The sequence below is a fragment of the Neobacillus sp. 19 genome (assembly GCF_049463095.1).
Taxonomy (GTDB): Bacteria; Bacillota; Bacilli; order Bacillales; family Cytobacillaceae; genus Neobacillus.
In genome coordinates this window covers 1-14,208 of record NZ_JBMPZU010000031.1, presented here as the reverse complement: position 1 = coordinate 14,208, position 14,208 = coordinate 1, and the positions used below count along the sequence as shown (strand labels likewise).

Here is a 14,208-nt window from a genome sequence, read left to right as displayed (position 1 = left end):
AATTTTTAAAACATCTTGAATACAAATTCTTCGTTCGCCAGTGTGATTCTGTCGTCGTGTCTGATTTTGACCTTTTCATTCTTGGCAAGCTTAATATCGTTCACAAAGCTTCCGTTTGTCGAGCGGTTATCCTTTAAAAAGTATTCGCCGTCCTCCGTTAGAATCTGGGCATGAACACGGCCAACCGCTTTATTGGAGGATGTATAATCGACATTTTTTGCATCGCGGCCAAGTTTAAATATCTCTTTGGAAATCACGATTTTCTCATTATTGGCGAGGGCAAGTAAGAAAGGCATCGGATTGGAAGGCCCCAAGGTGGTGGTTCCTAAATCGGCCACACCTAAAACCGTTGTTCCTTCATCCTGATAATCAATTTCGACGGCAATCCCCTTTCCATTATTGCCTGGAACAATATTAATTTGTGTTCCCGCAATCGTGGCAGCCGCTTCAAATGATGCATCATTTTCCCCGAACTCTGTTCTTGTCACCCTCTTGTACTGAATTTCTTCCTCAATTTCAAGCTTCTGGCCTGTTTGTTTATCCATCTTCACACTTTTATGATTGGTTGACATGACCTCATTTTGATCTTCAAGAAGAACTTCAGCATTCCCAGGGCTGTAAAAACTCAGACTTTTTTTAGCCGGCTTTTTAGAAGCAGCTTTTTCAAGTACCTGTTTAGGTACGTTATTTTGCTGCGGGATCAACCCCACCGATTCATTGATATGGGCAAACATCTCTAATTTTCCCTTAAAATCCTGCAGATCAATTTCTTCCGCACGAACAAGATAATTATGAATGGCCATAAAGAAGTGTAAATCATCATCCTCGTCATACGGTGCCATCCACAGCAAACTCAATAAAAACTCCTTTACCGTGCAGGTCTCATAGCGATTATCTTTAATCGGCAAGTAGAAAAATAACGGTCTTCCTGATAATGGATCAATATAGATATGTCTTTTATCAGAAATGATATTGTTAAGCTGCAAACCGATTTTTTTTGAATGAATCATGGTTTCGGCTATATGTATAAGAAATTTGTATAATCGTTCCTTTGAAAATCCTTTAAAAAACAATGGCTTAATATTTTCCCATGAAGATAAATCATATCTAAAAAAAATATCTTTCTCTTTTTCGATGACAACCATAGACAACAAACCGAAGACTTGACTATTTTCCAGCAAGCCAATTTCATTCCTTGCCACTTCTACATCGCTGTTCACCTTAAAAAATAAATATTCACGGCAATTCTCCAAATTTAAATCAATTTGTTTGATCAAGGCTGTCCGATCCCTTCTGTTGGATTACAATGTCTTGGAAGGACAGTTCGCGAATCTGCGGCTGCCCTTCCGAGGGTTTAGCGATTACTTAAATTGACTTGCATTATTGTTAATCGCTGCTTCTGTTGCATCGTAATTAGTGACCGTCACATCCAAAAATTTGGAGTAGCTTTCCACTACATCACGATAGGTATCAAATCTGGCAGAAAACGTATTGAAATTCGCACGAATTGTGTTGGACGCATCACTATTCCATGTTTGCGACAGTGCATTCATTTCTTTTTTAATATCTTGTAATCTCACATACAAGTTATTGTTTAAATTTCTGATTTGGCTGGCCGTTTTACTGACTTCACCAAGCGAAATTTTAACTCCTTCGATCGTCATTGTATACACCCCCTGTTTTCACTATTCATTTCCCAACACCGTTGCAGAAAAGGATAAATTAGTTCGATAATCGCTTTGCACCGCTAATAACCTCATTTTGCGTGTCGCGATATGTTTTTGCCGATGTTTTTAGGAAATGAGAAAACTCATCCATCTTTGTCTTCATCTTCATGAAATCATCCGTGAAGCCTTTAATTTGGTTTACGTAGGCAAGATTATCGGCCCCTTGCCATGCAGCACCCATCGCCTCAACCTCTGTAAACAAAGATTTATAGAGTCTCTCATAATCAGCTGCCTGTTGATCAATGCTTGTTGCCGCTTTTTCAAGCTTTGCAGGATCTACCATAATTGATCTAGCCATCCTTATCACCTCCTTTCAAATTTTCCTCAATTCATTAATGACAGACCGGTACTTGCCCGCCGTGCTTTGCAGGCTGGAAGCACATTTCACAGCGCCAATCCCTTTGAATTCACGATTTATTCCCTGGGAGATGTCATCCAGCTCCCGGGCAAGTGCATTGAGCTCGGCGATAATGGTATGAATCTTATTTTTCACATGCGCATCCATCAGTGTCCCTCCTGCATGCTAGCGAATGGCCTCAGCTTTTCTCAGTAAAACGGCCTCGCCTTTTTCCAATATTTCCATGGTCCTATTAAGATAATTGATATTTTCATTGATTCTAAAATGAAAATTCGTCAGCATATCCGCTTTTAACACATGCCCCAAATCCAACAGGTCAGCCTCACGATATAAACTATCAATCAAACTGTTCACATGCTGCGTTTTCCGCTTTACCCCTTGCAATCTTGTAGAATAGTAAGCGAGTCTGGACAGATCCACTTTTAGGATGGGCTCTACTGCAAAGCCCAATCCTCCGGTAAGTTTCCCCCATAAATGGGCAGCGAACGATTTCGCTTTTTCAATAAATTGGTCAAAAAACTGGTGTAATTCCTGCTTTACTTTCTGTGAAACCTTCATAACAGTTAAAATATAACGAATGCATTCGAACTTGATTTGCATGAGTTTCTGGTCAAGTTGTTGCTTTAGTTCCACTGCTTTTACCACGGTCGAAACGACCATTTGAAACACGGCCTGTTTGATGGAGGCCATCGCCTTATCGACAAGAGCATCGAAGGATAAGGGAAACATAATCCCAGAGAATATAAAGTTCCCCACCATCCGTCCTGTTGAGGCTCCGTCAGATGCCCCAATAAAATTACCATTTTCATCAAACTCGACAGCATCTAAGCTATGGGCATCAAGTGAAAGAGCACCATAGGCAATCACTGCGGAAATTAATGCCAAGGCACCCATCTTATTCTTTGTTTTAATGGTTTTGTCGACATACGGAACATGGCCCAGCTGTGAGACGGCATCATCTTGGTGAACGATAAACGTATTCCGCTCACCTTTCAAGACCTCCTGCTGTTCCTTCGAAAGAACCCACCAGTTGATGGGAGCGCCATTGACAACATAAGATTTCAGGTTTTTATCTTGATTGAAATAATGAACTAACACATAATTGGCTAAATTTCCACCTTTTGAGTGGCCCATGACATAGATGTTACCCTCGGCACCGGAAATATATTTTTCATAAAAAGCTGCTGCTTCTTTCTGCTGTTTGATCTCCTGTCCGATCCCTGCTTCGACATTTGATTTCCAGTCGGTTATGAGATGCAGCGGATCCCCCATACTTTCACTGCCCCTAAATAAGGCAGTGGCATTGCCTTCTTCATCCTTCAAGGCAAAGCCGACAAAGCCGGAATTTAATTTCCCATGCTTGATTTCTTCCCAAGTCGGATTGTTGTTTTCATATTTGGTTATTTGGATATTGGCTAAATTCTCGCCTTTTGGGCCGTTTACATATTCATATAACTTTTTAAAACTCTCATTTTCCTCATAATCAGAAGAGGTTAGCATCATTTCATTTACTAACTTTTTAAAATTCGCCGGCTGATTAGGGTCAACCTTATAATCCTCCGGCAAATCTACATACGAAAACTGCAGGAGTAAATATTTTTCTTCTTCTGTTAAATTAGATAATGTCATATTATCACTCCTCAGCCGGTGTATAATATTTCATTAAATCAGCGGGACTATTTATATCAGTAATATCTTGATTGACCTGCAGGTGTCCATATACCTTTCCCTCTATATTCGACCATGGTAAGTTATTCACATTAGAGGTTCTGATATATTCATCAATCTTCTCTGATTGGTCTACGAATCCCACAGAGAAGGAATAAAAAGTCGTATTCAGACCTTTTAATTGATCAAAAGCCTTGTACAGTCCGTCGCTATAATCAGAAGTATTGGGATTACCCGCGGTCTTTATTGCGACTTTTAAGACAATCCTAATATCTTTGTTTTCTTCATTGATATACTTTAAAATAGGCAAATCCTTCATTTCCAGATTATATTTACTTCCTGCAACGTTAACATAGATTTTATAAATGCTCGTCTGGGAAGGCTCTCTTTAAGGCTGCCTTGTAAACTTTTCGTCAATTCATCGCCCCAAATGGCAGGGATATAATCATCGTAGTATTGTTTTTCCTTTGACGAACTTTCTCCCGCTTCAAAGATTAATTCCGGCTTCCCTTCCGGATAGGCATAAATCTTATCTTTCCCATACATCTCCGGGAATAGGACGCTTCCTTCTTTTTTATGTTCCACGACAAATTTTTCACCATATTTATCTTCTAAATAATGGACCATTTTGCTTTCTGAATCCATACAACCCGTGCCCCCTATCAGTACAAGCATTAGGAAGAATATCAGCATAATCCTTTTTGTGATTTTCATTAGGTCCCTTCCTTACCGGTTACTTTTTAAAAATAAGAGATTTATAGCAGCATCAGCTTCGATCCATTTTTTAAACCGAGCTCTTCAACCGTATTATTGATATTGAAGATCTCCCCGGTGTGCCGGTCGCAAAGAACCGTTTGTTCTGTGCCGGTATAATATCCTTGTGACAGCTCCGTCAAAGTATTGGCTACTAACAGAACGACCTCATGAAGTTTGCTTTTAAGCGGAAGGAAGATGTCAAATGTCTGATTGGCAGCAGGGATAAATACCTCTACTAACACCTTATCCATAGACCAATTCCTCCTCACTCACAGCGGCAGATGACAACAGCTTCACCAATACAGGCTTTCCTTTCTTCAGACAATAGCCAAAGCCGGTTGGAATGTCCTGATACATTTCGCTAGTCGTCTTATTCGTTTTCAATACATATTGATCAGTAATCCCACTGCCGACCCAAATGCCGTCACTTTGCGATACGTGATTTTTAAACCAGCTTTCGTATGAAATCGCGTTGATTCGGTCGGCCTGATCGCCAATAATCAGATGGACAGCCAGCGACGCTCCCTTATCTAAAAACACTGCAAGCTTATCCTTTCCATCTGCTGATAAGCTATTGTTCAAATCGCTGAACGAATCAATCACACAAAATATTGGTTCAAACACTGGCGGCGTCATGCCTTCCGCCACTGCGTCTTTCGTTGTATTATTGCGGTAAACAAGTGTATTGAACAAATAAACAATCGTTTCTTCAATTGGCTGGGCACCGGTCACGTAGCGATAGCCCCGGTTCGTATCTTTAATGAAATTGTTTTGCGGATCAACGGCGATCACTTCACTGCCCCCGTTTGCCGCCAGCATCTCAGCAGCTCCCTGGATAAATCCAGTACATTCCTGATCGCTATTGCTTGTCAGAACAAGATTGACAAAGGAATCGCTAAAGTCAAAATAGAAAACAGCAAGCGTACTTTTCTCGATGGCTACCGGTATTTCCCCCGGATGATTGGTTTTCAGTTCACCGGCTGCAAAATAATCCAGGTTGACCTTTTCCGGAAGAACCGGGATTCTTCTTGCCCTTGCTTTATTCCACTTCTTGCTTTGTTCTGCACAATATTCCGTCATAAAACGGTACATATCCGTTGTTCCATCCGTAATAAGGGCGGTCTGGAATTCGTACACACTGCCCGCTTTAAAAATACCCCGGCCTTTGTATTTCGATGGATACACTCCATCAACACTTCCCAACACACCTGAATATTCCGTCGTATCGTTTAATTGCAAAACAAACAGCTGCTTAAAGTTTTGCAGCAAACGGTAGCGGATGGCTCCGGTATTCGCTGCAGTAACGACGAAGTAAATGCCGTATTTAAGACCTTCCCGAGTTAAGAAGGAAATCGCTTCTTCATAGTCCTCATACATCTCTGAAAAGGCCGCATAATTGTGAATTGCGACAACAATCGAAGGCAGCCCCTGCTCTGCCGAACGGTTGTACGTGCTGAAATCGCCGCCATAGTTGGCCAATAATTTCTTTCTGCGCACAATCTCATTCGTTAACATTCTAAAAAGGTTCGTGACCTTCTCGCTTTCATGGGAAAGAACCACATCACCCACATGTGGTGCTTCTCGGAACCAGCTTAATGTTTCACTGCTAAAGTCCATTAAGTATAGATTGACCTCATCCGGTGTATGCTCCTCCATGAGTGAATAAATCAATGTTGCCAAGAACGTCGTTTTTCCGCTGCCGGCGACACCATAAATGACAGTGTTGCCTTCGGTTGTGAGCGGCAGTCTAAGGATGTGCTGGCTTTGATTAGCCGGATCGTCATACTCTCCGATTACTGGATTTAACGCAAAGCTCTGCTCCGTTGTGATGCGATATTTTTGCTGCAATTTTTCTAAAAAGATTTTGCTTGGAATCGGCTCAAGCCACAGCTGCTTCACCTTTATCTGTTCTTGTGAAGCTAATTGGGCCAGATAGTCCGTTATTTCATCCAATTGCTTTGGCGGTTTATTCACTTGTGTATTCCGTTTGTCGATTCGTGCGCTTTTTAGGACACGGCCAAGATGATCAATCACGACGATGCTGTCATCCTGGTGTTTCTCCAATTTTTCCGCAGGATAATACGGGGCACCGCCCCAGGCAGACTGACCAAGCATGAACACTTCATTAAACCCGACCTGCAGGTAGAATCGCCCTGTTGTCGACAGTTCGGCAGCATCCGGCCGTTTGATTACCTCCATACTGTCCGCCTTCTCCTGCACCTTCAGGCTGATTCTAAATTTACTGTTACTCCAAATTTGATCATCAACAACCCCTGAGGGCTTTTGCGTCGCAAGGATCAAGTGAATCCCCAGGCTTCGTCCAATACGCGCCGCACTGACAAGCTGATCCATGAATTCCGGCTGCTGTGTCTTTAACTCCGCGAACTCATCCGAAATGATAAACAAATGCTGCAGCGGCTCGGTCACCCGGCCTTCACGATACAGCTTCTGGTATTTATAAATATCGATATTGCTTTCATCCACCCGTTTGCTTGTTTCGCTAAAAATCGCCTGGCGCCGCTTCAACTCACTTTGAATCGAAATTAGCGATCGTTTAACGGCTGCTCCGTCGAGGTTGGTAATCGTTCCGGCAAGATGCGGCAGGTCCACAAACGCGTTCGCCATGCCCCCGCCCTTATAATCGATTAAAATAAACGCCACTTCATCCGGGTGATAATTCACCGCAAGAGACAATATAAACGTCATGATAAATTCACTTTTCCCAGAGCCGGTCATTCCGGCAATCAGACCATGGGGGCCATGGAATTTTTCGTGAAGGTCGAGCTTGAACAACTCACCAGACTGATCAACCCCGATGGGCGTCTCCAATGTCTTCACCGGATCATTTTCCTTCCATTTTGTCAGCACATTCAAGTGTTCAATTTTACTAACTCCAAACATTTCTAAAAACGTGAGCATCTCCGGAAGGGTATAAGCCTTATTTAATGAAGCCAGATTGATGTTGCCAAGCTGAATTGCCAGATTCTCCGGGTCTTCTTGCAAATAAATATCCGGGCGAAATGCCGTAAACTGACCAGTTATATCGTCCTTGTCAAAGATCTTTGCTGAGGAGCCGTCCAGTTCAATGACTGCTGAACATTCCTTCGGCAGGTTTTTCAATTCATCGTATAGAGTAATCAAGCTAAAGCCAATATTCTTTTTCGCTTGTAAAATCATCGTGAACATTTCCGCTTTTGCCGCTAATTTCTTATCCATTGAAAAAATAACATAATGCTGCGTTACATTGGCTAGTTCATCATCTGCTAACTTCTGCCGATGGGAAATTTCCCTTTCAATCACGGCCGACAGCTCTTTTAATTCATTTGCATCAGTGGCCATGTAGCGGATAGTTTTCGTATCGTCCCAAACATGCGGAAGCCATCTAACAAAGTTCCACCTGTCCTGCTCTTGCTGGTCGTAAACAAACACCAGTTTTAATTCATCATAGCTGTGCAAGGCGGTTAGTTGAAAAATCAGCCCCTCGACTATTGCCTTTACCTTCTCCCTGCTGCCAATAATCCCGCTGACCTTTTCTTCCATAAGTGAGAAAGTGACCGGGACATCTGTTAAAACCTTTGGTGAATCCGCAAGTTTATACAGTTCCTCTTGCAATCCGTCATCTTCCACACTAAAACGTTTTTCCGGGAATTTTATATCTGCATTGAGCGGTAGATTTCCAAGACCTAAACGGAGCTTCAAAAAGTCATCCTGGCCAAGGGTTCTTTCCCACAGATTTCGCTGCCGCGCCTGAATCCGGGCAACACAATGTCCAATCGGCACATGATTCTCATGTAAAATCTCACTTTGCCGTTTCCGTTCATCTTCAATAACCTCTGCCATTTCCTCTAAGTAGGCATGATATTTTTCCTGCCTGATTTTTTCCTGCTTAATCCGGGTCTTTTTCTCATGTCTCTTGGTTAAAATCGGCCAAAGAATTGTCCCTACCAGCATACTAAAGGACATTACCAAAGTCGGCATTGCCATCATGATATTCCCATTCGTCGACATCACATTTTGCAGGGTAAACAGCCCCATGAACAAGGAGGCCATTCCCATCGTAAGCGAGGGTCCTAATAGCAGCATTAATGGAGTTTCTTCTTGGTTCACTGGTGATGGCGGGGGATCAATCTTAATCTCTGGCGTTGTGATTTCTCTTTTAAAACGAGGCGAACGGAAAAAAAGGTCAGAAGTCGTCTCCTCTACCTGAAATTCATCAAGCTCCTCCTCATCCGCTACAATGGGCGGTTCATCGGTAAATGGCTGAAACGCATTCCGATCAAGGAGTACTAGCCGATGCGGATTATTTAACGAAAGCAGCTTCCCATTATAAATGATTTTTAAACCCATTATGTAAATACAATCGCCAATTTTAAGCGTGTGCTCCGTTACTCTTTCCCCATTCACATAGGTGCCATTTGAACTTTGCAGGTCACGGATTACTGCCGATCCATTCTTGTCGTATTCAATTACGCAATGTGAATTGGACACTAATTTATTGGCGAAACAAATCTGACTGTCCTTCGATCTGCCGATTTTTAAGGAATCCGTGGTAACGTAGTGCTTTGTGTAAATATTTTGATCAAATTGAAACGGTTCCGCATATAAAAGTGATGGCGCTTCATCTTCCCTGTTAATCGTGTAGGTTCTAAATTCTTCAACCGGCTGCTTGCTGACCTTTTGCCCGTCAGCATTGCTTAAGAAAGCATACTTATTGGACTTGATAAACCATTGTCCCTCTTCTGCCTCTATTGCCATCATCTCTCGTTTACTGCCATTTCGGCTCTCCGTAGTCAGTACATAACGGCCGGTTACCCGTTCAGGCAGAACAAAGGTAAACGCCTTTTTACGGTCAAACAACGTTAAAATCACGTAAAATCTCTCCCCAGCAGACTGCTAATTTTCATTCATTTTTTTGATAAAGTAATAATGTATCATTTTCACAATGTATATAGGTTTAATGAAGCAGATTAAGAGTCTTTCCTATGCCAAAATCGTGTCATAAGCATTATCTTTTTCCGGAAATTAGAATTTCCAGTTGATGTTAATTTTTCACTTCCTTATCATACCATTTTTTTTATAGGGCTATTTTCCTTTACTGATGGGACAAAGGGACTGTTTTTACCTTGATAAACAGATTGAAAAAATCGGCAGGGCGATTGAATATTTAGGAGTAATTCGGATGGAACAAAGCTAAAAGCTATGCTGGAGACCCTTTTTAGTGTTTTCTCTCAATTTTTCTCCCTGCTTTAATTGGTTTACTTTCCACTTTTGATCATTTACTTTCCGCTTTTCTTATTTTACTGTCCGGTTCTATCAATTTACTTTCCACTTTTACACTTTTACTTTCCGCTCTTATTTATTGGCACAAAAAAGAGACAACCTACAAAGGTTATCTCTTTTTTGTGCCTGGCAACGTCCTACTCTCACAGGGGCGCATGCCCCAACTACCATCGGCGCTGAGAAGCTTAACTTCCGTGTTCGGTATGGGAACGGGTGTGACCTTCTCGCCATAGTTACCAGACTATTTATTTGAGGTTTCATTCCCTCAAAACTAGATAATGCAGAAGAAGTTTTTGTAAAAACGAGTTCAACCAATTTGAAATGGTTAAGTCCTCGATCGATTAGTATCAGTCAGCTCCACATGTCGCCATGCTTCCACCTCTGACCTATCAACCTGATCATCTTTCAGGGATCTTACTAGCTTGACGCTATGGGAAATCTCATCTTGAGGGGGGCTTCATGCTTAGATGCTTTCAGCACTTATCCCGTCCGCACATAGCTACCCAGCGATGCCTTTGGCAAGACAACTGGTACACCAGCGGTGCGTCCATCCCGGTCCTCTCGTACTAAGGACAGCTCCTCTCAAATTTCCTGCGCCCACGACGGATAGGGACCGAACTGTCTCACGACGTTCTGAACCCAGCTCGCGTACCGCTTTAATGGGCGAACAGCCCAACCCTTGGGACCGACTACAGCCCCAGGATGCGATGAGCCGACATCGAGGTGCCAAACCTCCCCGTCGATGTGGACTCTTGGGGGAGATAAGCCTGTTATCCCCGGGGTAGCTTTTATCCGTTGAGCGATGGCCCTTCCATGCGGAACCACCGGATCACTAAGCCCGACTTTCGTCCCTGCTCGACTTGTAGGTCTCGCAGTCAAGCTCCCTTGTGCCTTTACACTCTACGAATGATTTCCAACCATTCTGAGGGAACCTTTGGGCGCCTCCGTTACTCTTTAGGAGGCGACCGCCCCAGTCAAACTGCCCACCTGACACTGTCTCCCACCCCGATCAGGGGTGCGGGTTAGAATTTCAATACAGCCAGGGTAGTATCCCACCGACGCCTCCACCGAAGCTAGCGCTCCGGCTTCTCAGGCTCCTACCTATCCTGTACAAGCTGTACCAAAATTCAATATCAGGCTACAGTAAAGCTCCACGGGGTCTTTCCGTCCTGTCGCGGGTAACCTGCATCTTCACAGGTACTATAATTTCACCGAGTCTCTCGTTGAGACAGTGCCCAGATCGTTACGCCTTTCGTGCGGGTCGGAACTTACCCGACAAGGAATTTCGCTACCTTAGGACCGTTATAGTTACGGCCGCCGTTTACTGGGGCTTCGATTCAGAGCTTCGCTTGCGCTAACCCCTCCTCTTAACCTTCCAGCACCGGGCAGGCGTCAGCCCCTATACTTCGCCTTGCGGCTTCGCAGAGACCTGTGTTTTTGCTAAACAGTCGCCTGGGCCTATTCACTGCGGCTCTTCAGGGCTATGAACCCTAAAGAGCACCCCTTCTCCCGAAGTTACGGGGTCATTTTGCCGAGTTCCTTAACGAGAGTTCTCTCGCTCACCTTAGGATTCTCTCCTCGCCTACCTGTGTCGGTTTGCGGTACGGGCACCTTGAATCTCGCTAGAGGCTTTTCTTGGCAGTGTGGAATCAGGAACTTCGGTACTAAATTTCCCTCGCTGTCACAGCTCAGCCTTTACGGTGAACGGATTTTCCTATTCACCAGCCTAACTGCTTAGACGCGCATATCCAACAGCGCGCTTACCCTATCCTCCTGCGTCCCCCCATCACTCAAACGATTCATAGGTGGTACAGGAATATCAACCTGTTGTCCATCGCCTACGCCTTTCGGCCTCGGCTTAGGTCCCGACTAACCCTGAGCGGACGAGCCTTCCTCAGGAAACCTTAGGCATACGGTGGATGAGATTCTCACTCATCTTTCGCTACTCATACCGGCATTCTCACTTCTAAGCGCTCCACCAGTCCTTACGGTCTAGCTTCAACGCCCTTAGAACGCTCTCCTACCACTGACACCAACGGTGTCAATCCACAGCTTCGGTGATACGTTTAGCCCCGTACATTTTCGGCGCAGAGTCACTCGACCAGTGAGCTATTACGCACTCTTTAAATGGTGGCTGCTTCTAAGCCAACATCCTGGTTGTCTAAGCAACTCCACATCCTTTTCCACTTAACGTATACTTTGGGACCTTAGCTGGTGGTCTGGGCTGTTTCCCTTTCGACTACGGATCTTATCACTCGCAGTCTGACTCCCACGGATAAGTCTTTGGCATTCGGAGTTTGTCTGAATTCGGTAACCCGATGAGGGCCCCTAGTCCAAACAGTGCTCTACCTCCAAGACTCTAACAACGTGAGGCTAGCCCTAAAGCTATTTCGGAGAGAACCAGCTATCTCCAAGTTCGATTGGAATTTCTCCGCTACCCACACCTCATCCCCGCACTTTTCAACGTGCGTGGGTTCGGGCCTCCATCCAGTGTTACCTGGACTTCACCCTGGACATGGGTAGATCACCTGGTTTCGGGTCTACGACCACATACTCAAACGCCCTATTCAGACTCGCTTTCGCTGCGGCTCCGTCTCTTCAACTTAACCTTGCATGGGATCGTAACTCGCCGGTTCATTCTACAAAAGGCACGCCATCACCCATAAACGGGCTCTGACTACTTGTAGGCACACGGTTTCAGGAACTATTTCACTTCCCTTCCGGGTGCTTTTCACCTTTCCCTCACGGTACTGGTTCACTATCGGTCACTAGGTAGTATTTAGCCTTGGGAGATGGTCCTCCCTGCTTCCGACCGGATTTCACGTGTCCGGCCGTACTCAGGATCCACTCAGGAGGGAACGAAGTTTCAACTACAGGGCTTTTACCTTCTCTGGCTGACCTTTCCAGGTCGCTTCATTTACCCCGTTCCTTTGTAACTCCATGTTGAGTGTCCTACAACCCCAAGAGGCAAGCCTCTTGGTTTGGGCTATGTCCCGTTTCGCTCGCCGCTACTCAGGGAATCGCGTTTGCTTTCTTTTCCTCCGGGTACTTAGATGTTTCAGTTCCCCGGGTATGCCTTCTATACCCTATGTATTCAGGTAAAGATACTTGTTCCATTACGAAAGTGGGTTTCCCCATTCGGAAATCTCCGGATCAAAGCTTACTTACAGCTCCCCGAAGCATATCGGTGTTAGTCCCGTCCTTCATCGGCTCCTAGTGCCAAGGCATTCACCGTGCGCCCTTTCTAACTTAACCTAAAAGGTTTATCGCTTATTCGGTAACAGAGAGAAAAACTAAAATGGCGATTACTCGATGTTTACTTTGCTTCTTCTTACGATTATCTAGTTTTCAAGGAACGATTAAAAAAGCTTTGAGAGAATTGTTTCGAATCATCACCTAACGGTCATGATCCTCACAGAAAAGATTGCTCCCTCAAAACTAAACAAACAAGAAACGTCAACCTTATTATCAGTCCGAGAGGACTGCATTATCCTTAGAAAGGAGGTGATCCAGCCGCACCTTCCGATACGGCTATCCTTGTTACGACTTCACCCCAATCATCTGTCCCACTTTAGGCGGCTGGCTCCATAAAGGTTACCCCACCGACTTCGGGTGTTACAAACTCTCGTGGGTGTGAGACGGGCGTGTGTGTACATAGGCCCGGGAACGTATTCACCGCGGCATGCTGATCCGCGATTACTAGCGATTCCGGCTTCATGCAGGCGAGTTGCAGCCTGCAATCCGAACTGAGAATGGTTTTATGGGATTGGCTAAACCTTGCGGTCTCGCAGCCCTTTGTACCATCCATTGTAGCACGTGTGTAGCCCAGGTCATAAGGGGCATGATGATTTGACGTCATCCCCACCTTCCCTCCGGTTTGTCACCGGCAGTCACCTTAGAGTGCCCAACTGAATGCTGGCAACTAAGATCAAGGGTTGCGCTCGTTGCGGGACTTAACCCAACATCTCACGACACGAGCTGACGACAACCATGCACCACCTGTCACTCTGTCCCCCGAAGGGGAACGTCCTATCTCTAGGAGTGTCAGAGGATGTCAAGACCTGGTAAGGTTCTTCGCGTTGCTTCGAATTAAACCACATGCTCCACCGCTTGTGCGGGCCCCCGTCAATTCCTTTGAGTTTCAGCCTTGCGGCCGTACTCCCCAGGCGGAGTGCTTAATGCGTTAGCTGCAGCACTAAGGGGCGGAAACCCCCTAACACTTAGCACTCATCGTTTACGGCGTAAACTCAGGGTATCTAATCCTGTTTGCTCCCCACGCTTTCGCGCCTGAGCGTAGACTCCACCAGAAAGCCGCCTTCGCCACTGGTGTTCCTCCCACGTCTACACATTCACCGCTACACGTGAATCCGCCTTCCTCTTCTGCACTCAAGTCCCCAGTTTCCAATGACCCTCCACGGT

The 14,208-nt window shown here is 44.9% G+C and carries 9 protein-coding genes and 3 rRNA genes; all 12 read right to left on the bottom strand.

Annotated features, from left to right (window positions below):
• Positions 1-5: 5 nt before the first annotated feature.
• Positions 6-1,277 carry an FHA domain-containing protein gene (locus ACO1D1_RS09125; RefSeq protein ID WP_423335667.1) on the bottom strand — a complete coding sequence of 424 codons (1,272 nt, stop codon included), beginning with the start codon at positions 1,275-1,277 and terminating at the stop codon, positions 6-8.
• Between the two features lie 84 nt (positions 1,278-1,361).
• Positions 1,362-1,664, bottom strand: a complete 303-nt coding sequence (locus ACO1D1_RS09120; protein WP_149871679.1) for a pore-forming ESAT-6 family protein — start codon at positions 1,662-1,664, stop codon at positions 1,362-1,364.
• A gap of 58 nt (positions 1,665-1,722) precedes the next feature.
• Positions 1,723-2,025, bottom strand: coding sequence for a WXG100 family type VII secretion target (locus tag ACO1D1_RS09115; RefSeq protein WP_149871680.1), 303 nt, complete (start codon positions 2,023-2,025; stop codon positions 1,723-1,725).
• 15 nt (positions 2,026-2,040) lie between these two features.
• Complete coding sequence (locus ACO1D1_RS09110) at positions 2,041-2,232, bottom strand: hypothetical protein (protein WP_423335666.1); 192 nt, start codon at positions 2,230-2,232, stop codon at positions 2,041-2,043.
• An 18-nt stretch (positions 2,233-2,250) separates the two neighbouring features.
• The gene (locus ACO1D1_RS09105) at positions 2,251-3,714 is read right to left on the bottom strand and encodes an Mbeg1-like protein (RefSeq protein ID WP_423335665.1); all 1,464 of its coding nucleotides are present in this window, start codon (positions 3,712-3,714) and stop codon (positions 2,251-2,253) included.
• A 4-nt stretch (positions 3,715-3,718) separates the two neighbouring features.
• Positions 3,719-4,072, bottom strand: coding sequence for a hypothetical protein (locus tag ACO1D1_RS09100; protein ID WP_423335664.1), 354 nt, complete (start codon positions 4,070-4,072; stop codon positions 3,719-3,721).
• On the bottom strand, positions 4,069-4,398 hold the full coding sequence (locus ACO1D1_RS09095) for a hypothetical protein (RefSeq protein ID WP_423335663.1): 330 nt from the start codon (positions 4,396-4,398) through the stop codon (positions 4,069-4,071). The genes ACO1D1_RS09100 and ACO1D1_RS09095 overlap by 4 nt, the downstream gene beginning before the upstream one ends.
• Before the next feature lie 110 nt (positions 4,399-4,508).
• Entirely contained in the window at positions 4,509-4,760 is a 252-nt protein-coding gene (locus ACO1D1_RS09090) for a methyltransferase (protein ID WP_423335662.1), read from the bottom strand.
• Positions 4,753-9,378: a type VII secretion protein EssC gene (gene essC, locus ACO1D1_RS09085; protein WP_423335661.1), complete on the bottom strand. Its 4,626-nt coding sequence runs from the start codon at positions 9,376-9,378 to the stop codon at positions 4,753-4,755. Before essC ends, ACO1D1_RS09090 begins: the two co-directional genes overlap by 8 nt.
• Positions 9,379-9,913: 535 nt before the next feature.
• Positions 9,914-10,030 (bottom strand): 5S ribosomal RNA (gene rrf, locus ACO1D1_RS09080).
• Between the two features lie 80 nt (positions 10,031-10,110).
• Positions 10,111-13,044, bottom strand: a 23S ribosomal RNA gene (locus ACO1D1_RS09075).
• Positions 13,045-13,286: 242 nt separating this feature from the next.
• Positions 13,287-14,208, bottom strand: a 16S ribosomal RNA gene (locus tag ACO1D1_RS09070); the annotation flags it as partial.